The organism is Flavobacterium sp. (assembly GCF_035299005.1).
In the GTDB taxonomy this organism is placed as follows: domain Bacteria; phylum Bacteroidota; class Bacteroidia; order Flavobacteriales; family Flavobacteriaceae; genus Flavobacterium.
Genome location: NZ_DATGXL010000012.1, coordinates 278,046 through 301,281, shown reverse-complemented (window position 1 = coordinate 301,281; position 23,236 = coordinate 278,046). Strand labels below are relative to the sequence as shown.

26 protein-coding genes and 1 tRNA gene are annotated in these 23,236 nt (G+C 31.4%); 11 read left to right on the top strand and 16 right to left on the bottom strand.

Translation table 11 applies throughout. From position 1 onward, the window contains the following. The first annotated feature begins 147 nt into the window (after positions 1-147). Together VK164_RS07280 and VK164_RS07275 are read left to right on the top strand one after the other, a co-directional pair. Positions 148-891 (top strand): CDP-alcohol phosphatidyltransferase family protein, encoded by a 744-nt coding sequence (locus tag VK164_RS07280; protein WP_324208720.1) that lies wholly within the window; start codon positions 148-150, stop codon positions 889-891. Continuing rightward, positions 891-1,742: a glycoside hydrolase family 25 protein gene (locus VK164_RS07275; RefSeq protein ID WP_324208719.1), complete on the top strand. Its 852-nt coding sequence runs from the start codon at positions 891-893 to the stop codon at positions 1,740-1,742. The genes VK164_RS07280 and VK164_RS07275 overlap by 1 nt, the downstream gene beginning before the upstream one ends. 43 nt (positions 1,743-1,785) lie before the next feature. Here the strand turns inward: VK164_RS07275 and lptB are convergent, their stop codons facing one another. From lptB to VK164_RS07255, 4 genes are all read right to left on the bottom strand, one after another. Further along, complete coding sequence (lptB, locus tag VK164_RS07270; RefSeq protein ID WP_288982265.1) at positions 1,786-2,586, bottom strand: LPS export ABC transporter ATP-binding protein; 801 nt, start codon at positions 2,584-2,586, stop codon at positions 1,786-1,788. Positions 2,587-2,747: 161 nt separating this feature from the next. Further along, positions 2,748-3,092 (bottom strand): carboxymuconolactone decarboxylase family protein, encoded by a 345-nt coding sequence (locus VK164_RS07265; protein WP_324208718.1) that lies wholly within the window; start codon positions 3,090-3,092, stop codon positions 2,748-2,750. Between the two features lie 3 nt (positions 3,093-3,095). Beyond that, positions 3,096-3,917, bottom strand: coding sequence for a twin-arginine translocase subunit TatC (gene tatC / locus VK164_RS07260; RefSeq protein ID WP_324208717.1), 822 nt, complete (start codon positions 3,915-3,917; stop codon positions 3,096-3,098). Next, positions 3,917-4,882 carry a KpsF/GutQ family sugar-phosphate isomerase gene (locus VK164_RS07255; protein WP_324208716.1) on the bottom strand — a complete coding sequence of 322 codons (966 nt, stop codon included), beginning with the start codon at positions 4,880-4,882 and terminating at the stop codon, positions 3,917-3,919. Before VK164_RS07255 ends, tatC begins: the two co-directional genes overlap by 1 nt. 85 nt (positions 4,883-4,967) lie before the next feature. Here VK164_RS07255 and recQ point away from each other — a divergent pair, with 85 nt between their 5' ends. Further along, positions 4,968-7,163 (top strand): DNA helicase RecQ, encoded by a 2,196-nt coding sequence (gene recQ, locus VK164_RS07250; RefSeq protein WP_324208715.1) that lies wholly within the window; start codon positions 4,968-4,970, stop codon positions 7,161-7,163. A gap of 64 nt (positions 7,164-7,227) precedes the next feature. On the opposite strand, the gene VK164_RS07245 is transcribed toward recQ, so the two are convergent. Beyond that, positions 7,228-7,476 (bottom strand): hypothetical protein, encoded by a 249-nt coding sequence (locus tag VK164_RS07245; RefSeq protein ID WP_324208844.1) that lies wholly within the window; start codon positions 7,474-7,476, stop codon positions 7,228-7,230. A gap of 82 nt (positions 7,477-7,558) precedes the next feature. Here VK164_RS07245 and VK164_RS07240 point away from each other — a divergent pair, with 82 nt between their 5' ends. Further along, positions 7,559-9,121, top strand: a complete 1,563-nt coding sequence (locus VK164_RS07240; RefSeq protein WP_324208714.1) for an NAD(P)/FAD-dependent oxidoreductase — start codon at positions 7,559-7,561, stop codon at positions 9,119-9,121. Between the two features lie 50 nt (positions 9,122-9,171). On the opposite strand, the gene VK164_RS07235 is transcribed toward VK164_RS07240, so the two are convergent. Beyond that, complete coding sequence (locus tag VK164_RS07235) at positions 9,172-9,618, bottom strand: cold shock domain-containing protein (RefSeq protein WP_324208713.1); 447 nt, start codon at positions 9,616-9,618, stop codon at positions 9,172-9,174. 301 nt (positions 9,619-9,919) lie between these two features. Here VK164_RS07235 and idi point away from each other — a divergent pair, with 301 nt between their 5' ends. The 6 genes from idi (at position 9,920) to VK164_RS07205 (ending at position 12,864) form a co-directional block, all read left to right on the top strand. Further along, positions 9,920-10,447 (top strand): isopentenyl-diphosphate Delta-isomerase, encoded by a 528-nt coding sequence (gene idi / locus VK164_RS07230; protein ID WP_324208712.1) that lies wholly within the window; start codon positions 9,920-9,922, stop codon positions 10,445-10,447. 49 nt (positions 10,448-10,496) lie between these two features. Continuing rightward, on the top strand, positions 10,497-10,907 hold the full coding sequence (locus VK164_RS07225) for a 6-pyruvoyl trahydropterin synthase family protein (RefSeq protein ID WP_166237117.1): 411 nt from the start codon (positions 10,497-10,499) through the stop codon (positions 10,905-10,907). 2 nt (positions 10,908-10,909) lie between these two features. Further along, a complete protein-coding gene (locus VK164_RS07220) occupies positions 10,910-11,362 on the top strand; it encodes a peroxiredoxin (protein WP_324208711.1) in 453 nt (150 codons plus the stop codon). Between the two features lie 60 nt (positions 11,363-11,422). Next, a complete protein-coding gene (locus tag VK164_RS07215) occupies positions 11,423-12,388 on the top strand; it encodes a type I phosphomannose isomerase catalytic subunit (RefSeq protein ID WP_414655545.1) in 966 nt (321 codons plus the stop codon). A 57-nt stretch (positions 12,389-12,445) separates the two neighbouring features. Then, positions 12,446-12,715 carry a hypothetical protein gene (locus VK164_RS07210; protein WP_166237120.1) on the top strand — a complete coding sequence of 90 codons (270 nt, stop codon included), beginning with the start codon at positions 12,446-12,448 and terminating at the stop codon, positions 12,713-12,715. A gap of 75 nt (positions 12,716-12,790) precedes the next feature. Beyond that, positions 12,791-12,864: transfer RNA gene (locus VK164_RS07205), tRNA-Thr, on the top strand. 240 nt (positions 12,865-13,104) lie between these two features. Here VK164_RS07205 and VK164_RS07200 read toward each other — a convergent pair. The 8 genes from VK164_RS07200 to VK164_RS07165 all read right to left on the bottom strand — a co-directional run bounded on the left by VK164_RS07200 (position 13,105) and on the right by VK164_RS07165 (position 20,814). Beyond that, complete coding sequence (locus tag VK164_RS07200) at positions 13,105-13,827, bottom strand: DUF4369 domain-containing protein (RefSeq protein ID WP_324208709.1); 723 nt, start codon at positions 13,825-13,827, stop codon at positions 13,105-13,107. A gap of 121 nt (positions 13,828-13,948) precedes the next feature. After that, on the bottom strand, positions 13,949-15,811 hold the full coding sequence (locus tag VK164_RS07195; protein WP_324208708.1) for a peptidase M61: 1,863 nt from the start codon (positions 15,809-15,811) through the stop codon (positions 13,949-13,951). A 52-nt stretch (positions 15,812-15,863) separates the two neighbouring features. Next, positions 15,864-16,145, bottom strand: coding sequence for a TIGR03643 family protein (locus tag VK164_RS07190; protein WP_324208707.1), 282 nt, complete (start codon positions 16,143-16,145; stop codon positions 15,864-15,866). Between the two features lie 53 nt (positions 16,146-16,198). Then, positions 16,199-16,480, bottom strand: coding sequence for a TIGR03643 family protein (locus VK164_RS07185; protein WP_166237124.1), 282 nt, complete (start codon positions 16,478-16,480; stop codon positions 16,199-16,201). A 135-nt stretch (positions 16,481-16,615) separates the two neighbouring features. Next, positions 16,616-17,218 carry an alpha-ketoglutarate-dependent dioxygenase AlkB family protein gene (locus VK164_RS07180; RefSeq protein ID WP_324208706.1) on the bottom strand — a complete coding sequence of 201 codons (603 nt, stop codon included), beginning with the start codon at positions 17,216-17,218 and terminating at the stop codon, positions 16,616-16,618. Positions 17,219-17,265: 47 nt separating this feature from the next. Further along, the gene (locus VK164_RS07175) at positions 17,266-18,171 is read right to left on the bottom strand and encodes a DMT family transporter (RefSeq protein ID WP_324208705.1); all 906 of its coding nucleotides are present in this window, start codon (positions 18,169-18,171) and stop codon (positions 17,266-17,268) included. Positions 18,172-18,242: 71 nt separating this feature from the next. Beyond that, positions 18,243-19,406: a DUF1501 domain-containing protein gene (locus VK164_RS07170; RefSeq protein ID WP_324208704.1), complete on the bottom strand. Its 1,164-nt coding sequence runs from the start codon at positions 19,404-19,406 to the stop codon at positions 18,243-18,245. A 10-nt stretch (positions 19,407-19,416) separates the two neighbouring features. Next, a complete protein-coding gene (locus tag VK164_RS07165; protein WP_324208703.1) occupies positions 19,417-20,814 on the bottom strand; it encodes a DUF1800 domain-containing protein in 1,398 nt (465 codons plus the stop codon). Positions 20,815-20,917: 103 nt separating this feature from the next. Here VK164_RS07165 and VK164_RS07160 point away from each other — a divergent pair, with 103 nt between their 5' ends. Then, entirely contained in the window at positions 20,918-21,514 is a 597-nt protein-coding gene (locus tag VK164_RS07160; RefSeq protein ID WP_324208702.1) for a murein L,D-transpeptidase catalytic domain-containing protein, read from the top strand. A gap of 61 nt (positions 21,515-21,575) precedes the next feature. Here VK164_RS07160 and VK164_RS07155 read toward each other — a convergent pair whose 3' ends face one another. Both VK164_RS07155 and VK164_RS07150 read right to left on the bottom strand, forming a co-directional pair. Beyond that, positions 21,576-22,394, bottom strand: a complete 819-nt coding sequence (locus VK164_RS07155) for a hypothetical protein (RefSeq protein ID WP_324208701.1) — start codon at positions 22,392-22,394, stop codon at positions 21,576-21,578. Between the two features lie 2 nt (positions 22,395-22,396). Beyond that, entirely contained in the window at positions 22,397-23,227 is an 831-nt protein-coding gene (locus VK164_RS07150) for a hypothetical protein (protein WP_324208700.1), read from the bottom strand. Between the last annotated feature and the right edge of the window lie 9 nt (positions 23,228-23,236).

Below are 23,236 nucleotides of genomic sequence, written 5' to 3'. Positions count from 1 at the left end.
TAAAACGGTCTTTTTCAATGCCAATTTTTTTACAAAGATGAAATAAATTTCTTAAATACTAAACTCTAAATGTATTAACTTATTGTATTACATTTGCTGTAAATTATTTAAAGCTCTACTTTTTGAGTATTTTTTAAACGTATTTGTATGCAAATTAAAAAACACATTCCAAACGCTATTACTTTATTAAACCTTGCTAGTGGTTTATTAGCTATTATTGCCATTTTTAAAGGCTATTATGATGAGGCTTTTATTTTTGTATGTGTAGGCATCTTTTTTGATTTTTGGGACGGATTTTTTGCTCGTAAATTTAATGTTTCTGGCGAATTAGGTTTGCAATTGGATTCGCTTGCGGATGTAGTTACAAGTGGAGTAGTGCCAGGACTTATGATTTTCAAGTTGTTGCAAGATATTCAGGAAGATGATACTTCAAAATATTTTTTAACGGAAGAATATTACTACATGGGATTTGTACCTTATTTGGGATTTATCATCACATTGGCTTCTGCTTATAGATTAGCAAAATTTAATATTGATACACGTCAAACAGATTCATTTATTGGTTTGCCAACTCCAGCTAATGCATTATTTATTATGAGTATTCCAATGATTCAATTTGCTGGGACCCACGAGTGGCTAGTTGATGCTTTGTTCAATCCATTTGTATTGTTGGGAATTAGTTTGTTGAGTGCTTACATGTTAAATGCAGAAATTCCTTTATTTTCTCTAAAAATTAAAAACTTTAGTTGGGAAAAAAATAAAATGCAAGTTATCTTTTTAGTATTGTCAGTAGTTTTATTGTTTGTACTAGAATTTACCGCTTTACCTGTAATAATATTACTTTATGTTGCGTTATCTGTACTGAACAATGCTGTTTTGACTAAAAAATAATGGCGCAACCAATTCGAAGAAAAAGAACAATTAAAAAAAGTAAACCACGTTTTTTTGGAAAGTGGTTTTTGGTTGTTTTTTCCTTTTTTTTGTTTTTAATTGTTTTGATTGGTATATATAAATTTCATGATGGTTTTTTGTATTATTTAGGATTTAAAACTGATAAATATGCTAATGAATTAACCGCAGATGAACGAAAATTAGCCGATATTCGAATTTATGAAGTTTTGCAAAAACACGATGACAAAGCCATTGGTTTTGATGTTTCTGAATATCAAAGCGAAATTGATTGGGAACAAACCTATCATATTGATGAATCATTTGAGTTGTCTTTTGTGTTTATTCGAGCAACAGCAGGAAAAGACAGAGTAGATTCACAATTTGAAGAGAATTGGAAAGGAGCAAAAGCACGTCAATTGATTCGCGGTGCTTATCATTATTATCGACCAAACGAAAACTCAATCGAACAAGCTGAAAATTTCATTAAAAATGTTAGACTCAAAAAAGGGGACTTACCACCTGTTTTAGATATTGAAAAATTGCCTAAATCGCAATCCATTGATAGTCTAAAAATTGGATTACGACGCTGGTTAGAAAAAGTTGAAAAGCACTATAAAGTAAAGCCAATCATTTATTCAGGAGAAAGTTATTATACCGATTTTTTAAAAGAAGAGTTTTCTGAGTATCCGCTCTGGATTGCCAATTATAATTTTTGGCGCAATGATTTAGAATCTGATTGGCAGTTTTGGCAATTCACTGAAAAAGCACAAATTGAAGGCGTTAATGGTATGGTTGATGTAAATATTTTTAATGGAGATAAAAATAAGTTGTTATTGAAGTGTATTCAATAATAAAGAAGAATAAAAAAATCCCTCATTGATTTGAGGGATTTTTTTATTCTTCTTTATTCAAGTTTAATTCTCCTTTACCGTGAATGATAGTCGTTTTTGGAGCTTCAAAATCGATTTTTTTCTTACGCAACTCAAAATTTTGTCCTAAATAAACACGTCTTACTACTTCGTCAGCAGCTAGTTCTTCTGGTTTTCCTGCTTTTAGAATGCCTCCCTCAAACATTAAATATGTTTTATCTGTAATGGCTAATGTTTCTTGTACATTATGGTCGGTGATTAAAATTCCGATGTTTTTGTTTTTTAATTGTGCAACAATTCTTTGAATATCTTCTACTGCTACTGGGTCAACTCCAGCAAAAGGTTCGTCTAAAAGAATGAATTTTGGATCAGTTGCTAATGCGCGAGCAATTTCCGTACGACGGCGTTCTCCTCCAGAAAGTAAATCACCGCGATTGGTGCGAATGTGTTGCAAAGCAAATTCGTCAATTAACGCTTCCATTTTAGCCTCTTGTTCTGCTTTTGAAAGAGTAGTTAATTGTAAGACACTCATAATATTGTCTTCGATAGTTAATTTTCTAAAAACAGAAGCTTCTTGTGCTAAATAGCCAATTCCATTTTGTGCGCGTTTGTACATAGGGAAGTTGGTAATATTCATATCGTCTAAATAAATATTGCCACTATTTGGTTTTACTAAACCTACAATCATGTAGAATGATGTTGTTTTTCCAGCTCCATTTGGACCTAATAAACCTACGATTTCTCCTTGATTTACTTCTACTGAAATTCCTTTAACTACACTTCTTTTTTTATAGGTTTTAACTAAATTTTCTGCTCTTAATTTCATGATTTTAATTTGAAAATTTGAAGATTTGAAAATGAGTGAATGCTCAAAATCATATCTTAAATAGTATCAATAAACAAATAAAGTAAAAATAATCAATAGAATAAATGAATTAACAAATAATTACATTTTCAAATTTTCAAATTGATTAATTTTAAAATTAACTAATTGTTTTCTAAAGCTTCCCAAAACTCGTAAGCTCTTCTTAAGTGAGGAATTACAATGGTTCCGCCTACTAAAGTAGCAATTCCCATGCTTTCCATCATTTCTTCTTTTGTAACACCGTTTTTGTAAGCGGTCTCTAAATGGTATTTGATACAATCATCACATCGTAATACCGCCGAAGCTACTAATCCTAAAAGTTCTTTGGTTTTTACGTCTAAAGCGCCTTCCATGTAAGCATTCGTATCTACATTAAAGATTCTTTTGATGACTTTGTTGTTGTCTGCTAATAATTTTTCGTTCATTTTTGAACGGTAATCGTTAAATTCTTTTACTAAATCAGCCATTATTTATGCGTTTAATTTTTCTTTTTCTTTGTTTTTAATCACTATAGCACTTATAAAAATACTGATTTCATATAAAATTAATAAAGGAATTGAAACTACAATTTGACTCACCACATCAGGAGGTGTAACAATTGCGGCAACTACCAGTATTAATACAATTGCATATTTTCGATATTTTCTTAAAAATTCTGGTGTTACTAATCCTACTTTTGATAAGAAATAAATTATTATTGGCATTTCAAAAATTAATCCACACGCAATTACAGAAGTTTTGATCATTCCAATATAGGATTGGATATTGATGTCGTTCTTGATTTCAGGACTTACTGTAAAAGTAGCAAAGAAATTTACCGACATTGGAATGATTACAAAATAGCCAAATAATACTCCTAGAAAAAACAATAAGGATGCAATTGAAATAAATGACTTAGCGTATTTTCTTTCTTTTTCATATAAGGCCGGACTAATGAACTTCCATAATAACCACAATATGTATGGGAAAGCTATGATAAAACCAGCCGTAATACACGTCCAAATTAATAACGATATTTGGCCTTCAATAGCTGTGTTTTGGATGTTAAAAGGTAATTCTTTGACACAAAAAGATTCTGACAGTTGTAATTCAGTTGATAGTTCACAAAAAATGCGGTAGGTAATAAAGTTTGGGTCTTTTGGGCCAAAAATAATTTCGTTAAAAATAAAATCACTAAAAAAGAAAGCAATTGTGGCGCAAACTAAAATCGCAATTGTGCTTCTAACTAATAACCAACGTAATTCTTCAAGATGATCTAAAAATGACATCTCACCCATATTCTTTTTTGCCATTATACAATTCCTTCTTTTAAAATATCGTGTAAGTGTAATACGCCTTTGTACTCATTGTTGTCAATTACAACCAGTTGTGTAATTGCATTGTTTTCTAAAATATCTAAAGCTTCAGAAACCAATATTGTTGAGCTAATATGTTTAGGATTTTTTGTCATAATATCTTTAGCGGTTAAATCTGAAAAAGTGTCACGATTATTCAGCATTCTTCTGATATCACCATCTGTAATAATTCCAATAACTTGATTATTTTCTATTACGGCAGTTACACCTAAGCGTTTTTCAGAAATTTCCATGATTACCTTTTTGATAGAAGCATCAGGTGTTACTATTGGCTTGTGAGTAGTGTCTAACATATCTTTCACACGAAGCAATAATTTTTTTCCTAAAGCACCGCCTGGATGATAAACGGCAAAATCTTCGCTTTTAAAGTTTCTCATTTCCATTAAACAAACGGCTAAAGCGTCACCTAAAACCAATTGTGCAGTTGTGCTATTTGTAGGAGCTAAATTATTTGGGCAAGCTTCATTTTCTACATAAGCATGTAAAATATAATGCGATTCTTTTCCTAAAAACGAGTTTTTGTCAGCTGTCATTCCGATTAATGTATTGCCAAAACGTTTTAAAAGAGGAGCCAATACTTTTATTTCAGGGCTGTTGCCACTTTTTGAAATACAAATTACAATATCTTCAGGTTGTACCATTCCTAAATCACCATGAACTGCTTCTGCGGCATGTAAAAACATTGAAGGAGTTCCTGTAGAATTTAATGTGGCTACAATTTTCTGTGCTATTAATGCGCTTTTCCCTATTCCAGTTACTACCAATCTTCCTTTGGTATTAAAAATTTCGGTAACACTTTTTGAGAAGTCTTCATCTAGATAGTTTACTAGATTTTCAATGCTTTTACTTTCTGATAAAAGTGTTCTTTTTGCGGTAGCTAAAATCGTTTCAGTTGTGCTCAAAATAGAAATATTAAAAAATTTGTATGTCTAAAAGAAAATCGTATCTTTATGTTTGCAAATTTAGGTAAAATCATATTAATAGAGAATGAATCCACACGAAATTGATTTACATAAAGAATTAAAGAAATATTTTGGTTTTAACCAATTCAAAGGTCTTCAGGAACAAGTAGTTAAGAGTATCATCACCGGGAATAATACATTTGTTATTATGCCAACTGGTGGCGGTAAGTCGTTGTGTTATCAATTGCCAGCCTTAGTGTTAGACGGAACTGCAATTGTTGTTTCGCCACTTATTGCTTTAATGAAAAATCAAGTTGATGCTATACGAAGCTTAAGTTCTGAAACTGGAATTGCCCATGTTTTAAATTCATCCTTGAACAAAACAGAAGTTAATCAAGTTAAAAAAGACATCACTTCAGGGATAACAAAGTTGTTATATGTAGCTCCAGAATCACTTACAAAAGAGGAATATTTACAATTTTTAAATGAAGTTAAAATTTCTTTTGTAGCAATTGATGAAGCGCATTGTATTTCAGAATGGGGACATGATTTTCGACCTGAGTATAGAAATTTAAGAAACATTGTGCGTCAATTAGGCGATGTTCCAGTTATTGGATTAACCGCTACGGCAACTCCTAAAGTACAAGAAGATATTTTGAAAAACTTGGATATGCCTAACGCAAATACATTCAAGGCTTCATTTAATCGTCCCAACTTATATTACGAAGTACGTACTAAGACTAAAAATATTGAATCGGATATTATTCGATTTATTAAACAACATAAAGGGAAATCGGGAGTTATTTATTGTTTAAGTCGTAAAAAAGTGGAAGAAATTGCACAAGTTTTACAAGTAAACGGTATTAGCGCGGTGCCTTATCATGCAGGTTTAGATGCTAAAACACGTGCAAAACATCAAGATATGTTTTTGATGGAAGATGTAGAAGTTGTTGTGGCAACCATTGCTTTTGGAATGGGAATAGATAAACCTGATGTTCGTTTTGTAATCCATCATGATATTCCAAAATCATTAGAAAGTTATTATCAAGAAACTGGTCGAGCTGGTCGAGATGGTGGAGAGGGACATTGTTTAGCGTATTATTCATACAAAGACATTGAAAAATTAGAAAAATTTCTTTCTGGAAAACCTGTTGCTGAACAAGAAATTGGTTTTGCATTATTACAAGAAGTTGTAGCTTATGCAGAAACATCAATGTCGCGCCGTAAATTTTTATTACATTATTTTGGTGAAGAATTTGATGATATTGATGGCGAAGGTGCCGATATGGATGACAATGTTCGTAATCCAAAATCTAAAGTAGAGGCACAAGATCAAGTAGTTACTTTGTTGAAAGTGGTTCGCGATACTAAACAATTATTTAAATCTAAAGAAGTTATTTTTGCATTAGTTGGGAAAATAAATGCAATTATTAAAGCGCAAAAAATAGACACACAACCTTATTTTGGTAGCGGTTCAAAATTTGATGAAAAATATTGGATGGCATTAATTCGACAAGTTTTAGTTGATGGATTATTGACAAAAGATATAGAGACTTATGGTGTTTTAAAATTATCAGCAAAAGGAGAAGCTTTTATCAAAAAACCAGCTTCGTTTCAGATGTCTGAAGACCATGAATATAATGAAGAAGAAGATGAAGCTATTGTAACAGCAGCAAAATCATCTGGAACTGCAGACGAAGCTTTGATGAGTATGTTGCGTGATTTGCGTAAAAAAGTGGCAAAAAAACTTGGAATTCCTCCATTTGTGGTGTTTCAAGACCCTTCGTTAGAAGATATGGCGCTAAAATATCCGATTTCAATCGATGAACTTAGTAATGTGCATGGAGTAGGAGAAGGTAAAGCTAAAAAATATGGTAAAGAATTTGTTGAATTAATTGCACGATATGTAGAAGATAATGATATTATTCGTCCAGATGACTTGGTGGTAAAATCAACAGGGGCTAATTCGGGGTTGAAATTGTATATTATTCAAAATGTTGACCGAAAATTAGCCTTAGACGATATTGCAAAAGCAAAAGGTTTAGATATGGACGGTTTGTTAAAAGAAATGGAGCAAATTGTTTATTCAGGAACAAAATTAAATATTAATTATTGGATTGATGATATTTTAGATGAAGATCAACAAGAAGAAATTCATGATTATTTCATGGATTCTGAATCTGATAATATTAAAGACGCATTAAAAGAATTTGATGGCGATTATGATATCGAAGAGCTTCGTTTGATGCGAATTAAGTTTATTAGTGAGGTAGCAAATTAATAGTTAATCTCAAAAAATATAAATTCCAAATTCTAAATTTCTAAAATTAGAGTTTGGAATTTTTTTATTGATTTTCAGCTTGAAATACTTCTCCGCGATGAGGTTTTAAAATGTCTCTAAATGTAATCATGTCATTTTCATCCACCACAATAAAAGCAATGGCATGCATTTCATTAATAACTTCAAAACCTGTTTTTTCTAAAACAATATTCTCTTTTTCTAAGTATTCGTTCAGATGAATATCATGATGTTCTGCTGTTTTTGCAGCTGCTTCTCCTCTAAAATCCCAAATTAATTTTATTTTTCGCATTATATAAGTTTCAAGGATACAAAGTTACAAAGTCAACTTTCAAATTACTATTTTTGCAACGGAATAATCTTAATTCATTAATTAAATGCCACGCGAATTTCAATTTCAAGTTTCACCAGAAGTAGCCGCAAACGAAAGTTTGTTAGCCCAACATGTTGCAAAGTTATTTCAAGTAGGCCTAAAAGATATTCAAAAAGTGGTGGTTCTAAAGCGTTCTATTGATGCGAGACAGAAAGCCATTAAAATGAATATAAAAGCAAATGTTTTTTTGGTTGGTGAAGAATATGTTGACTCAAAAATCGAATTGCCAGATTATCCTAATGTGACTAATAAGCAAGAAGTTATTGTTGTTGGTGCAGGTCCTGCAGGATTATTTGCTGCTTTACAATTAATCGAATTAGGTTTAAGACCAATTGTTTTAGAACGAGGTAAAGATGTTCGTGGTCGTCGTCGCGATTTAAAAGCGATTAATCGAGATGGAATTGTAAATGAAGATTCTAATTATTGTTTTGGAGAAGGCGGTGCAGGAACATATTCGGATGGGAAATTATATACTCGTTCTAAAAAACGTGGTGATGTAGACCGAATTTTAGCACTTTTAGTTGGTTTTGGAGCTACTCCAGATATTTTAGTAGAAGCGCATCCGCACATTGGAACCAATAAATTACCGCAGATAATTCAAGACATCAGAGAAAAAATCATCGCTTGTGGAGGTCAAGTACTGTTTGAAACCCGAGTAACTGATTTTGTATTGAGAAATAATGAAATGCAAGGTGTTGTTATTCAAAATGGTGATGTAATTTCAGCTAGTAAAGTCATTTTAGCAACAGGACATTCTGCTCGTGATATTTTTGAACTGTTGCATAAAAAAAATATATTTATCGAAGCGAAGCCTTTTGCATTAGGTGTTCGCGCAGAGCACCCACAAGAATTAATTGACCAAATTCAATATTCGTGCGATTTTAGAGGTGATTATTTACCACCAGCGCCATATTCAATTGTGAAGCAAGTAAATGGTCGAGGAATGTATTCGTTTTGTATGTGCCCAGGAGGTGTTATTGCTCCTTGTGCAACGGCTCTTGGCGAAGTGGTTACTAATGGTTGGTCTCCGTCAAAACGAGATCAGGCAACAGCTAATTCAGGAATTGTGGTGGAATTAAAATTGGAAGATTTTAAACCATTTGAAAAATTTGGTCCATTAGCAGGAATGGAATTTCAAAAAAGTATTGAACAAAAAGCATGGTATTTAGCGGGTTCAACACAGAAAGTTCCCGCGCAGCGTATGGTTGATTTTACACAAAATAAAGTTTCAAAGGATATTCCAAAAACATCATATGTTCCAGGAACTACTTCAATAGAAATGGGGCAAGTTTTTCCTGGGTTTTTAACCCAAATCATGCGAGAAGGTTTTGTACAATTTGGAAAATCGATGCGAGGTTATATGACTAACGAGGCTATTTTACATGCGCCAGAAAGCAGAACGTCATCACCAGTAAGAATTCCGAGAGATAATTTTTCATTGGAACACGTTCAAATAAAAGGTTTGTATCCTTGTGGTGAAGGAGCAGGTTATGCGGGAGGTATTATTTCAGCAGCGATTGATGGTGAAAAATGTGCTTTAAAAATTGCTGAGAGTTTGGTTAAATAAAAAAATCACAGCTCGCACTGTGATTTTGTATTTATGTATCTTATAAAGAATTATATTTTTTTAACTCTAACGGCATTCATTCCTTTAGCGCCTTTTTCTAATTCATAGGTTACTAAGTTTCCTTCTTTTACATCGTCTAATAAACCACTGATGTGAACAAAGTATTTTTCTCCAGTTTCAATCTCTTTAATAAATCCAAATCCTTTTGATTCGTTAAAGAAATCAATTGTTCCTCTTCTGTCAACTGGTACTTCTTCAGCTGCTGTTCTTCTTGAAATTCCAATTTCGATGCTTTCTACATCTACAATAATTTTTTTAGAAGGGTCTGGTGGTGTATTAGTCAAGTGTCCGTTTTCATCAACATACACATAGATGTCCTCTCCAGATAATTTTGGATTTGCTTTTCGAGCTTCCTTTTTTTCTTGTTTTTCTTTCTTTTTCTTTGCTCTAAGTTTCTCTTGTTCTTTTTTGTTAAAAGTTTCCTGTGGTCTAGCCATTAAATGTAATTCGTAATTAAAATTAATAATATGTTAAAAGTATAAGGATAAAAACACACAAGCGAATTAAACAAAAATGTATAAAGTACTTTGAGTCAAAGTTTTGCAAGAAGAAATTATTATCTTTACCAATGCTACAAAAGTAGTCAAAATATGCTTTACTTTTTCATTTTGGCACTTTCTTTTATGTTTTACTTTTTAAGATGCGTTTTGATTCAACATAAGTTAAACTTTTCACAAACGATAAAACCACTTTAATATCCTTACTTTTTTCGTATTTTTGACAAGTATATAAAAAGTTATGAAAGAAGAACAAGTAATATTAGTGAATAAAAATGATGAGCCAATTGGACTAATGAACAAGATGGAAGCGCATGAAAAAGCAGTTTTACATAGAGCTTTTTCTGTTTTTATTTTGAATGATAAAAATGAAGTGATGTTGCAACAACGTGCGCATCATAAATATCATTCTCCATTGTTATGGACCAATACTTGTTGTAGTCATCAGCGTGCTGGTGAAACTAATATTGAAGCGGGAAAACGTCGTTTGTTTGAAGAAATGGGGTTTGAAGTGGAGCTGAAAGAATTATTTCATTTTATATACAAAGCTCCATTTGATAATGGTTTAACCGAACACGAGTTGGATCATGTGATGATAGGTTATTATAACGGAGAACCTATTATTAATGATGATGAAGTAGAAAGTTGGAAATGGATGAAGATTGAAGCAATTAAAGATGATATGGTTCAAAATCCAGCAATTTATACGGTTTGGTTTAAAATAATTTTTGATGAGTTTTATCATTATTTAGAAGATCATAAACTCTAAATTTCCAAGCCACTAATTCTGAATTCAAATTTCTAAATTTTAAATTACCATGAGAGTAACTGTTTCAAGAAAAGCCCATTTTAATGCCGCTCATCGATTGTATCGAAAAGATTGGTCTATGGAAAAAAATCAGGAAGTTTTTGGAAAATGTAACAACCCAAATTTTCATGGCCATAATTACGAATTGATTGTTTCGGTAACTGGTGAAGTTGATGCAGCAACAGGTTATGTTATTGATACTAAAGTTTTGTCTGATTTGATTAAAGAGCATATTGAAGAAGCATTTGATCATAAAAATTTGAACGAAGATGTTCCTGAGTTTAAGGAATTGAATCCTACAGCCGAACATATTGCTTACATTATTTGGAATAAACTTAGAGGTTTAATTACTTTAGATAAAGAGTTAGAAATTACTTTATACGAAACACCAAGAAACTTTGTAATCTATAAAGGAAACTAATTATGGCAATTCAAATAGGAGACAAGTTACCACATTTTATAGCTGTTAAACAAGATGGAAATACTTTTGATTCTAATTCTATACAAAACAAACCAGTTGTAATTTATTTTTATCCAAAAGACAATACACCAAGTTGTACCACACAAGCCTGCAGTTTTAGAGATGCTTACCAAGATTTTCAAGATTTGGGTGCAGAAGTTATCGGTGTAAGTGGAGATTCAGTTATTTCGCATCAAAATTTTCAGCAAAAATTCAAGTTGCCGTTCATCTTACTCTCAGATGCTAATAGGGAATTACGTAAGTTATTTGGAGTTCCTACTGCGCTTTTTGGTTTAATTCCAGGGAGAGTAACGTATGTTTTTGATGCTTATGGAAAATGCATCTATATATTTGATAGTATGAAAGCTAAAAATCATATTGCGAATGCATTAATTACACTTCAATCTATTAAATAAAGCATTACCAATAGCAGTTATAATTAACTATAAATTTTGCATCTTTGCAATCTTATTATATTGACAATGAAGTTTTATCCATTAACTTTTACACCTATTTTGAAAGACCGCATTTGGGGCGGAACTAAATTGAAAACTTATCTAAATAAGTCAATTATTTCTGAAACCACGGGCGAAAGTTGGGAAATATCAACAGTTCCTGGCGATGTGAGTGTCGTAAATAATGGTGCTTTTGAAGGTAAAAACATCAATGAAATAATCGATTTATATCCTACAGAAATATTAGGGAAGGCAGTTGTTACTCGTTTTGGGAAACAATTTCCATTGTTGTTTAAATTTATAGATGCCAAAGAGGATTTATCCATACAATTGCATCCAAATGACGAATTAGCTAAAGAGCGTCATGATTCATTTGGTAAAACTGAAATGTGGTATGTAATGCAAGCCGATGCATCTTCTCGTTTAGTAGTTGGATTTAAAAACGATTCTAATCAGCAAGAATATTTAGAAAAATTAGCAACTAAAGATTTGGTTTCTTTATTAAATGAATATCCAGTTAAAAGAGGCGATGTTTTTTTTCTAGAAACAGGAACTATTCATGCAATTGGAGCTGGAGTTGTAGTTGCCGAAATTCAGCAAACCAGTGATATTACCTATCGAATTTACGATTGGGATAGGGTTGATAGTAATGGAAAGGGGAGAGAATTGCATACCGAATTAGCTCTGGATGCAATTAATTATCAGATTACAACATCTAAAGTAGATTATAAAGAGCAAACAAATCATACCGCTAAAGTGGTTGATTGTCCTTATTTTGTTACAAATATTGTTGCTTTGCAAGATCATTTTATATGGAAAAAGACTAAAGAATCTTTCACTGTTTTTATGTGTACCAACGGTCAATTTGAATTGATTTTGAATGGTGAAATTATGCGTTTTCAAATGGGTGATACTATTTTGATTCCTGCAATTATAGATCATTTGACTTTAAAAGGTAAAGCGACAATATTAGAAATTTCGATATAATGTATTGAGAACAAAATATATTATGTAATTTTGCATTAAATTTTAAATAAATAAAAAATGGCAAGCGTTAAAAACTTGAAAAAAGAAATCAACTACGTTTTAGGTGATATTGTAAATATCGTTTATGTATGGGAAATGACTACAGTAGGAAAACCAACTGAAGCTTCTGATAAATTAGTTGATGAAATCTACGAAACTTTTGATTCTTTAATGACAAGAGCAAATCAAAAAGACGTTGAGAGCAAAAAAGCACATTTTAAACAAATTCGTAAAGATTACGAAGCGGCTGCTAATCAATTTGTTGCGAAAATAAACGAATTAAACTAAAAAAAATGCAATAAAAAGTGCAGATTTTTTTTGTAAATTTAAAATTCAGAATTATATTTGCACCGCATTAGAGTTGCCGGTGTAGCTCAGCTGGCTAGAGCAGCTGATTTGTAATCAGCAGGTCGTGGGTTCGAGTCCCTCCATCGGCTCTAATTGAAACCATCACTTTTTAAGTGATGGTTTTTTGTTTTGTGACATTCTGTACTTGATTTAGAATCTTTTATATTGCTAGCGCAAGCGTCACGCTTGTGCACATAAAGTATAATGTGTGTTTTGAATATTTGAAATTGTAGTCACGAGCAAGATGCTCGCGCTAGCGGTGAGGTTTTTTGTTTTATGATGTTTTAGTAAATAAAAAACCACAACTAATTAGTTGTGGTTTTTTACTTTTAATTATTTCCAGTAGTTTTTCTTTCTTTTACATATTCAGTAAGCATTTTGCCATATTTTGATTTGGCTATATCGGGTTTCATGCTTTTTTGAATGGTGTCTAAGTAGGTAATATTTATATTAGCAATTTCAGAAAGTGCTAAATAAGGTGCAATTGCATTATCGCTATGATTTACTGCAAAATTTGCTGTATATCGGTATTTTCTTTTCAAAAGTTTTTGGTAAGCGGTTTCAATACTGTCAGAAGTGGCTTGATTTGGTTTCAATTCGTTTTTTAAACGCTTTTCTATTAATGTTAGGTTTTCTTCGTTAAAACGACGGTTAATTTTATTGAATTCTACCCATAAATCGTGACTTTTTGAACCTGTAATTTTAGCCCCAGCAAAAAATTCTTTTAATGTAGTTTCAATTTGTATGTTTCCTGGTTCTGCAAAAAACATCAGGTTATTGTCTATTGAATTAGTTTGACCTCTATCTAAAAACAAGTAAAGTATTTCTGGACTTTCTAATTTGATATTACTTTCAAATTTAGAATCTCCTTTGATAATAATACTGTCTAAAATCACTAAAGCAGAATCTTGAATTTTTTGAATGTATAATTTACCTTGACCTAATCCTTCTACATTTCCTGTAATATGTACATTTTCTCCTTCTGCTCCGTCTTTCTTTTCACAAGATATGAACGCTATTATTATAAGTAATGATAATACTATTTTCTTCATTTTAAATTTTTTATTTTAAGTTCGCAAAGTAAATAAAAAATCCTCAAAATACACTGTACTTTGAGGATTCTATTTTTAATTCCAAGAGAAATACTAATTAGAAATTTAAAAGTCTGTAATTTTAACCTCTTAACCAAGCTTCTCTAATTGCTTTTTTGCTAGCATCAGTTGCTTGGTAACCGTCTTGTTTTTCTTTAGGCATTACAATTTTTCCTTTTAAAATTTGTTCTTTTCCGTCTCTTTTGATTTTTACAGTAATAGCTTCGCCATCTTTCCAGTTCATGCTCTTCATAATCATGTCGTAGATGTTGTCTAAGTTGTAAGCCGTATCGTTAATTGCGATAATTTTATCATTGTTTTTAATTCCTAAAGTAGTAAAGAAAGTATTCAATTCAATTTCAGGTAATATCATGATTTCTTTCGTATTAGGATCAACTGTAATATAAGGTTGGGTTTGATCTTTTAAGAATGGATTTCCTGTTATTTCGATAGATGCTTCTGTTACGCCCATTTTCGCAAAAAATTGTTCGTAAGGAATAGGTGTTTCTCCAGCTACATATTTGTTTAAAAATTCGCCAACTGCTGGATAGGTAAGTTCAGTAATTTTTCCGAATAATTCTTCGTCTTTGAATGCTTTTTTAGTACCATATTCTGTTGCTAAATCTTGCATTAAATTTAAGATCCCTTTTTTACCATTACTGTTTTCTCTGATTAAGATGTCTACGCACATTGCTATTAAAGCTCCTTTTTGATAAACGTTAATATATTGGTCTTTATAAGGTGCATTTAAAACGTTTTTACTCATTTTAGTAAAACTCATTTTATCATTCATTTGACGAGATTGAGCAATTTTACCAGCCATTCTTTCAAAGAATTGTTTTTCGTCGATTAAGCCTTGGTTTACTTGGAATAAGTTTGCAAAATATTCTGTTACGCCTTCATACATCCATAAGTGTTCAGACATTTGCGGATTATTGAAGTCAAAATATTGAATTTCGTTTGAATGAACTGTTAAAGGTGTGACAATGTGAAAAAATTCGTGAGAAACTACATCTTTCAATTGTTCTTGTAGCATTTCTAATCCCATCATTTCTGGCATTACAACCGTTGTTGATGTTGGGTGTTCAAGTGCGCCAAATCCTTTTGCATCTTTTCCCGCCATATCAGATAAATAAAGTAGGATTGCATATTTTTTAGTAGAATTGATAGGTCCTAAGAAACGTTTTTGAGCTTTCATCATCGTTTCCATGTTTGGCGTAATTTGTTTAGCTGTATATTTTCCAGTTGGAGAATATACACTGATGATAATTTCCATATCATCTACCATAAATGATGTGTAATCTGGCTTTGAGTACATAATTGGCATTTCTACCAAATTAGCATATTTAGGCATTACAAATACGTCAGAAGTAGTACTTGCATCTGTATCTGTCATTGCAGAAACGCCTAATAAGTTTGCTGGATGTGTTACTGTTAATTTGTATTGTGTTTCTTCTTTTCCTTTGAAATAACCAATGAAGCCATGAGTGTTTAACATAAAGTTTACACCTGCATTTATATTTGTACCAGCAGGAGAAAACACATCATCTCCTTCGCCAAATCCAGCACCACTTTCTGTGTCATAGGTGTCGTTTACTAAATAAGTGATTTTTGCTAATTTAGTTGCTTCAGAAATTACATAAGTATTTTCGTCAGTTTTTGCAATTTTTAGCGTGTTTCCTTTTGCGTCATATGCTTTAACATTTTCTACATAACGACCGTAGTCGTCTTCCGAATATGTTCCAGGAACTGTTTTAGGAATTAAAAAAGTAGCTGTTTCAGTTGTAAAAGTTGGTGTAGCAATTGTAACTTGAACTTTGTCGTCTTTTACATTTACTAAATCAATAGTTACGTCAACTTCATTTTTTGCTGTTGCTGCTTTTTGAGTCGAATTACAACTCCAAAGAAAACTCACTAAAGCTAGTGAAAGGATTATTTTTTTCATCTTTAATCTTAGTTTATAAGCATAAGTAGATGAAATGAATAAAATGTTACAGTTATCGTTTAGAGATTTTATTACCTGTGATTTGTCTTTGTAATTTACATTTGAATCGGTCTATTCCATTAGCACGAAGTTTTGTATGTTTTGTTGCTCTGCCTTGAACACGTTTGCGCCACATTTTAAAACTTGAGGGTTTCATTTCACGGCGCATAATTTCAATTGTTTTCTGCTCAGAAATGCCAAACTGAAAAGTTATTGCTTCAAAAGGTGTTCGGTCTTCCCAAGCCATTTCAACAATTCGATCAATTTGAATTTCGGTAAAGTTATTGTTTTGCATGTAACAAATTTCTACATAAAATAAAAAAACTCTTGTTCAACAAGAGTTAAATTTTAATCAAATTTATTTTTAAAGTAATATTTACTGTCTAAATCATCATCTTCCAAATCGTTATATTTCATAGGTTTTGGTTTCGGTTTGCTTGCCGTAACTTTCTTTTTCCAAAGTTCAAAATTATCTTTGGATAAACGTTTACGCATTAGTTCAGTTACATCATTTTCTGATACACCAAATTCTTCTTTTAAAACTTCAAAAGGTTTTTTTTCCTCTTGTGCCATAGCAACAACTCTATCTAGTGTTTCGTTGTCGAATTCTGAAATTTTCTTCTTTTTCATGAAGTGAATCTATTTCTAACTTTTATTGGTTAATACTTCAATATTAGTAAAAAAATAAATTCAAAAAATAGGCGAAGTACTTTTTTGGGAATTTTTAAAAATATTGCTTGATGCAAGATGTTTTTTGAAGAATAATTACAAAATTGTTCTAAATGTTAAATTTATTCTACTCTTTTTTGGTTGTGAAGCTTTTGGAATTTGGTGTTTATAATGAATTTGACTACCTTCTTTCATAAGTAATAAACTTCCGTGGCTTAAATTTAGTGATAATTTTGTGTTACTATTTGTGCAATGTTTTAACTGAAATTTTCGTTCTTCCCCAAAGCTAACAGATGCTATTATTGGATTTCTGCCTAATTCACGTTCGTTATCGGCATGCCAACCGTTACTGTCCTTTTCATCTCGGTATAAATTAGCTAAAACGGTTGTGAAGTTTTCATCACAATTGGCTTCAACTTTATTTTTTATATGCATTATTGTATTGTTCCATGGTTGGGGTTGCATAGTTAATCCTGAGTAGGAGTATGGTTTTCCTTCATTTCCAAACAAACATGTTAATCGTGGTTGCAATATTTTTTTTCCGAAGATTGCAATTTCATCATGTTGCCATGGTGTTTCGTTTACTAATTTTTCAAACAATATATCTGCCTCCTCCTTAGAAAAGAAGTTAGGATAAAATTCAAAAATTGCATCGGGTAATGGTAAAATTATTTTTTCTTTTGGGAACAAATTAAGCATAAAAAAAGCGATGAATGACACCGCTAATTTACTTATTTTTTGTTTGACTATTTTCTTTTGAACTGAATATTCATGATTATGATAGCTAAAATGATTAATGTAATTCCTAACCATTGAATTCCTAAAACTTCTTCGTTTAAAAGGAAGAAAGCCATCATTACTGAAACAGGCAATTCTAATGAAGAAACAATACTTCCCAATCCAATTCCTGTGTTAGGAAAACCTGCATTTAGTAACATTGGTGGGATAATTGTTCCAAAAAGAGCTAAAACAATTCCCCATTTTGTAAAAATTTCAAAGTTAAAAGGAGTGGTTTGGGTGTAAAGACTGAAGCCAAAAACAATTATTGCTCCACCCAAAAGCATATACAAACTTCTTTGTGCAGATGAAATTCCAAGTGCTACTTTGTTTGCTGTGAACATTGTGGTTGTAAATGAAGTTGCGGCTAATAATCCCCAAAATAATCCATTTGCCCAATCAATATTCGGATCGTTAAAATTTATTTTGAAAATATTTATTGCTAAAGCTGTTCCTATTAAAACTATAATTACAGCAATAATTTTTTGTAATGATGGCGCTTTTTTATCTAAAAACCATTCTAATAATACACCCATCCAAACCGTTTGCATCAACAATACTATTCCTATTGAAACGGGAATGTACTTTACTGCTAAATAGTAAAAAACGCTTGTCATACCAAGAGAAGTTCCTGCAAGCATTAATTGTAAAATGTTTTTAGGACTTGCTTTTATAGCAGTGTTTTTATTTTTAGTTCTTTGGAATAAATTGATGATTAAAATTCCAATAATTCCATAAATAAATTGAGATGAAGTTACTTCGGCTGTAGTAAATTCTTCTTTGTAAGCTAATTTTACGAAAGTTGCTAACATTCCATAACTAGTAGCTCCTAGAGCTACTAAAAAAACGCCTTTGATTATATTGTTATTTGACATCTCCTGATTTTTTAGGGGGCGCAAATATAGGGAATTAGAAATTATAATTCTGAATTCAGAAATTAAATAAATTAAAACAATTCGTTTAGAATCTGATTTTTGATTCCAATTTTTGTATAATCAAATTGGAGTTTTTGTTCTAGAAGTGTTGCATATATGCTTCTAAAATCGGTTTCAAATTTTAAATCACCATTGTCTAAATTGGATAGATTTGGATTGTTTCCAATAATAGTTCCTTTATTATTTCCACCTATAATAAATAGTGGAGCAGCAGTTCCATGATCTGTTCCATTTCCATTATCTTTTACGCGACGTCCAAATTCAGAAAACACTACTATTGTAACATTTTGTAGTAGATTAGCTTGTTTTAATTCTAAATAAAAGCTAAATATTGCATCATTTAATTCGGTTAGTTTATTGTTGTGAATGGCTAATTGATTGTCATGCGTATCGTATCCATTTTGAGAAGTATAATATACTTTCGAATTTAAATTTCCTTTTACTAATCGAGCAATCCATTCTAAGTTTTTACCCAGTTGCGTTTTCGGATAGTTGATTTCAGTTTTAGATTGTTCTAATGCTTTTTGGATTTCGTCGGCACCTTCGGTAATTGAATTTGCAATTTTTCTAACAAAATCTAATTGTGGATTATCTGAAAGTTGTGTGCTTTCTGTTTCAGATTTTGATTTAAAACGATTAGGATCTTTAACTGTAATGAAATTTGGTTCTGTGCCTTTTAATGCCAAATTGTCAATGTTGTCAAGGTTTATAGCCGCTGTAGGTGTGTGTTCTATACATTGTAAATCTAAATAACGCCCTAACCAACCTTCATTAAGATATTGATTTGATGCTGAGGCTGTTTGCCAAATTTCTTGAGAACGAAAATGGGAACGATTTGGTTCTGGATATCCCACATTTTGAATTATTGATAAATGTCCATTTTGTTGCATTGTAGCAAATCCTTTCAAGGCAGGATGGAAAGCCATACCTTTGTTTTTTCCAATGACTTCGTTTTTTGAAATGGCAATTTTTGGACGTAAATCATAATATAACTCATTTTCATATGGTATAAAAGTGTTCAATCCGTCATTACCTCCATTTAATTGAATAAATACAATTGAAGAATTACCTTGAATAAATTGCGTTTGATTACCAAAAGCATGAAGAAACTCTGGCAAAATTAACATTCCTCCAGTAAATGTACCTGTGAGTGATAAAAAATTACGTCTGTTCATAGCAAATGGTTTAAATTAATTGAAATTCTGGTAGTTTGGTTATGAAATTGAATAATCTAATGACAGCTTGTTGTGCATTTTCGGCTTCGGCATCAAAATCATACTTTAAAATAGTTTCCATGTCTTTTTGCGATATTTCATCTACTTGAAACAAATAAGTATCACTTAATTCTTTGATGATTTGCTTGTTAGTTGCTTTTGGATTAAAATTGATTTTTATATCGATTTTTTCTAATGAAATTTTAGGTTCTTCTCCATCTTCAGGTAAATTTTTGAACGATTTTCGGTTGATGTTTCTTCCATTACAAAGCAAATCTGATACATTGTTACGTTGTAAATAAAGCTGTGATGTTAGCCATGATTTTCCACCATCCCATCCTTTAACATTAGGTTGATTAAACAAATCCATGCCTTGTTGTTTTAAGAAAAAAACAATGATGGCTTCGTCCATTTCTTTAATTTGTAAGGCTTCGATAAGCTGTAAAATATATTCTAATGGATTTTTTATTTTGCTTCCAGCTGTATTTTTTGGATATTCTTCGGTAATCATTTTTAAAAGCAAAGGTTCAATTTCAAAATTTACTGTTCTTAAATAATCACCATAATATTTTACCAATTCTTCTTTTGGATTATCATAAATAAACCATTTTAAGATTTTTCGAGTAATGAGATATGGAATATTTGGCTGTTCAAAAATAATATCCACTAAATCATCTGCTTTAAAATTTCCAGTTTTTCCTAAATAGGTAATGATGTCATTGTCTTCAAAAGGTTTTCTGTATTTAGCTTCCATTTCACCTAATCCTAATCCCGCCAATGCTTTTGCGCCATTTTTGACGTCGGATTCTGTGTAATTTCCAATGCCTAATGTGAATAGTTCTAATAATTCACGGCTTAGATTCTCATTTATTTTACCTTTTCTATTGTCAACATTATCTAAATAACGAACCATAGCGTTGGTTTGAATCATTATTTTGGTTAATTGTTTAAAATTTCCAAAAGCATTTTCTCTCAATAAATAATTATTTTGATAAATCCACCAATTTACTTTAACTTTTTGCGAAGTAGTTACAAAATGATTGTGCCAAAAGAGCACCATTTTTTCTCGTAATGGAAATTCTTGTTTTCTAATTTCATTAACCCACCATTTTCTTAATTCAATACTGTTTTTGATTTGTTTTTTTAATTCGGTTTTAGCAGTTTCTGAATTGATATTTTTTACTTTTTCTCTAAAATCTTTCAGTTCACTTAAAGTTTTTGGATCATCTTTTAAACAGTTGGGCATTTTATTTTCAAATGAAGCTGTAAAAGATTGTTTTAGAAATTTTTCAATTCCAATAGTATTAATTTTCTGGGCCTGATTTCCCGAAAATCCTAAGCGAAGAGACCAAAGATTTGAATTATTCATAATGTATTGTATTGAATATAAATTTTAGACTTTATTTAACACAAAAGGTTTAAATAAAAAAAGAGAAAATGAGTTTTTATCTTAGAATTAACTTACTTAAAATATGAAACACTTTTTACTACTAGCTATTCTTAGTTTTTTATGTTGCAATAATGCCGAAAGAAATATTGATGCTCCAAAAGATTATTCTAAAATTCACGCAGAAGCATTAGCATTTTGTCAGAAAGAGAAGTTTGGTGAAGAATATTATTTTTTGATTGATTTAAGTGTCCATTCGGGTAAAAATAGATTTTTTATTTATGATTTTGCATCTAAAAAAGTCTTGGAAAAAAGTCTTGTAACACATGGGAGTTGCGATCAGTTTGAAGAAAATCCAGAAAAGTGGGAAAAGGTAAAGTTTGATCATAGAGTTGATAGTCATTGTTCCATGAAAGGAAAATATAAAATCGGTAATCGCGATTATAGTTCATGGGGAATAAATGTAAAATATTGGCTTCACGGATTAGAAGCGTCTAATATAAATGCTGAAAAACGAGTTGTTGTTTTGCATTCATGGAACGCTGTAAAAAACAACGAAGTGTTTCCAAAATATTCACCTTTGAGTTGGGGTTGTCCAGCTGTTTCTAACGAATTTATGAAAAAGCTTGATACTCGTTTACAGCAGTCAAAAAGACCAGTTTTGCTGTGGATTGTAGAATAAAAATCTCGTTTAAAATTAGATTAAACGAGATTTTACTCCAAATAATATAATAAACTAACCCTTATCTTCTACCACCACGACGTTTTGTTTTTACGACCGTAGTTTTCCCTCTTTTGCTTTTGTGTATTACCGTAGTTCCTCTTCTGTTATGTACTACTACAGTTGATTTGCTTCTTCTTGGCGCATATACTTTTCGAGCAACAACAACTCTATGTGTTGCTGTTCTGTGATAAGATACTCGATGATGTGCACATCTTCCGTAAAAAACAGAGTAACGATATGGTCTCCAAGGTTTCCACCATCTTGGATAGAATCCCCATCTGTGAGGAGAAACCCATACTACATAACCTGGCGCATATAAAAAGCGTACACTTGGCCAAAACCAAACATTTATTACTACGCCAGTTGTTGTAATTTCAGGAACATTTGGTCCGCCTTTTGATTTTTCGATCTTTTCATCTACTTCAAAAGGTTCTACAATAGTGTTTTCGGCATATAATTCTGAATCGCCTTCAATTTGCAGTATTGCTGTTTCGTTTCCTGTTTTTTCTATACCAATTGTTGCAATGTCTTGTTTTTCTTTTTCACTTAAATAAGTGCTTAAAATAATTACGTGGGTATCATTTTCTTGAATGTCTTGCACCACAATATAGTCAATTTCTCCATCATTATTTAAATCAAGATTGTTGACATTGTTGTTTTCTTCATTGATTAATTTTTCAAACTCTTCCAATGAATTTGCTTGTTTGAATAATGCTAATGCACCTTCTAGACTAAAGTTTTCACCCGTGTATTCTGGTAAATCATTTTTATCATCATCTTGAGCAAAGCTTGTTGTAATTCCTAGAATTAGCAACAAAAGAAAGGATAATCTTTTCATAATTAATACAATATTACGTTATAAATAGTTCCGTTTGAATGTGTGTAGGTGGCTAAGTTGTCACAAGTATTGTTTCCATAGTCTAAGATTCCATCAAGAACACTTCCTTGTAAGTCTAATTGCCCTTGTGAAATATGACTACAAGCATATTTTTTAATTAAAGGCTCAACCACTGTAACACTTAAAGATGTACCACCTGTTTTGGTAATTGTGTGGTTTCCAGAAGTGATTTCGTAAATATTATCAGCTAATATTAATGTGTTTACCCCAGCAGTTTGTTTTACAGTTCTGGTGCCATAATGATTAAAAACTACACCTGCTGGATTAGTTATTTTGCCATTCGTAATTGTTCGTGTCCACTGAGGTATAGCTGTGTTTGTAGTTGTATTTTCATAGACTACTGTGCCTTCTACTTTTCTGCCGTTTACATAATAATTATTTCCTCTTTCAATAGTCATGATACTTCCGTTATTCATTACATAATCTGTAATTGTGATAGTAATAATTCCAGAACGTGTCATGCCATTGTAGGTGCATCCTGTTCCAAAATCAATTGTAAATACTTTAGGGAATACACCAGGAGTTGTGTTGTTAACGTTTATTGATGCACAAGGAGCAATTGCGTTTGTTTGAAGAGAATTTTTATCAGAGTAACTTGAATTATCGCTAGATACATCAATTCCAGAATTAAAATCTAATTCATTTGTTAAATCAATATCTGCCGACGCATTTATTAATTCTTTATCAAGTGCTAGGTTTTCTTCTCTATTACAAGAAACAAAACTTAAAGACATTAATAGAAGTCCAAAAGTGTAAAATTTTAAATTTTTCATAGTTGTTTT

Excerpts from the sequence above, each read along its gene's own strand:
- VK164_RS07280 (WP_324208720.1), top strand. The coding sequence starts at position 148 with ATGCAAATTAAAAAACACATTCCAAACGCTATTACTTTATTAAACCTT.
- VK164_RS07275 (WP_324208719.1), top strand. The coding sequence starts at position 891 with ATGGCGCAACCAATTCGAAGAAAAAGAACAATTAAAAAAAGTAAACCA.
- lptB (WP_288982265.1), bottom strand. The coding sequence starts at position 2,586 with ATGAAATTAAGAGCAGAAAATTTAGTTAAAACCTATAAAAAAAGAAGT.
- VK164_RS07265 (WP_324208718.1), bottom strand. The coding sequence starts at position 3,092 with ATGGCTGATTTAGTAAAAGAATTTAACGATTACCGTTCAAAAATGAAC.
- tatC (WP_324208717.1), bottom strand. The coding sequence starts at position 3,917 with ATGGCAAAAAAGAATATGGGTGAGATGTCATTTTTAGATCATCTTGAA.
- recQ (WP_324208715.1), top strand. The coding sequence starts at position 4,968 with ATGAATCCACACGAAATTGATTTACATAAAGAATTAAAGAAATATTTT.
- VK164_RS07240 (WP_324208714.1), top strand. The coding sequence starts at position 7,559 with ATGCCACGCGAATTTCAATTTCAAGTTTCACCAGAAGTAGCCGCAAAC.
- VK164_RS07235 (WP_324208713.1), bottom strand. The coding sequence starts at position 9,618 with ATGGCTAGACCACAGGAAACTTTTAACAAAAAAGAACAAGAGAAACTT.
- idi (WP_324208712.1), top strand. The coding sequence starts at position 9,920 with ATGAAAGAAGAACAAGTAATATTAGTGAATAAAAATGATGAGCCAATT.
- VK164_RS07225 (WP_166237117.1), top strand. The coding sequence starts at position 10,497 with ATGAGAGTAACTGTTTCAAGAAAAGCCCATTTTAATGCCGCTCATCGA.
- VK164_RS07220 (WP_324208711.1), top strand. The coding sequence starts at position 10,910 with ATGGCAATTCAAATAGGAGACAAGTTACCACATTTTATAGCTGTTAAA.
- VK164_RS07210 (WP_166237120.1), top strand. The coding sequence starts at position 12,446 with ATGGCAAGCGTTAAAAACTTGAAAAAAGAAATCAACTACGTTTTAGGT.
- VK164_RS07200 (WP_324208709.1), bottom strand. The coding sequence starts at position 13,827 with ATGAAGAAAATAGTATTATCATTACTTATAATAATAGCGTTCATATCT.
- VK164_RS07195 (WP_324208708.1), bottom strand. The coding sequence starts at position 15,811 with ATGAAAAAAATAATCCTTTCACTAGCTTTAGTGAGTTTTCTTTGGAGT.
- VK164_RS07190 (WP_324208707.1), bottom strand. The coding sequence starts at position 16,145 with ATGCAAAACAATAACTTTACCGAAATTCAAATTGATCGAATTGTTGAA.
- VK164_RS07185 (WP_166237124.1), bottom strand. The coding sequence starts at position 16,480 with ATGAAAAAGAAGAAAATTTCAGAATTCGACAACGAAACACTAGATAGA.
- VK164_RS07180 (WP_324208706.1), bottom strand. The coding sequence starts at position 17,218 with ATGCTTAATTTGTTCCCAAAAGAAAAAATAATTTTACCATTACCCGAT.
- VK164_RS07175 (WP_324208705.1), bottom strand. The coding sequence starts at position 18,171 with ATGTCAAATAACAATATAATCAAAGGCGTTTTTTTAGTAGCTCTAGGA.
- VK164_RS07170 (WP_324208704.1), bottom strand. The coding sequence starts at position 19,406 with ATGAACAGACGTAATTTTTTATCACTCACAGGTACATTTACTGGAGGA.
- VK164_RS07165 (WP_324208703.1), bottom strand. The coding sequence starts at position 20,814 with ATGAATAATTCAAATCTTTGGTCTCTTCGCTTAGGATTTTCGGGAAAT.
- VK164_RS07160 (WP_324208702.1), top strand. The coding sequence starts at position 20,918 with ATGAAACACTTTTTACTACTAGCTATTCTTAGTTTTTTATGTTGCAAT.
- VK164_RS07155 (WP_324208701.1), bottom strand. The coding sequence starts at position 22,394 with ATGAAAAGATTATCCTTTCTTTTGTTGCTAATTCTAGGAATTACAACA.
- VK164_RS07150 (WP_324208700.1), bottom strand. The coding sequence starts at position 23,227 with ATGAAAAATTTAAAATTTTACACTTTTGGACTTCTATTAATGTCTTTA.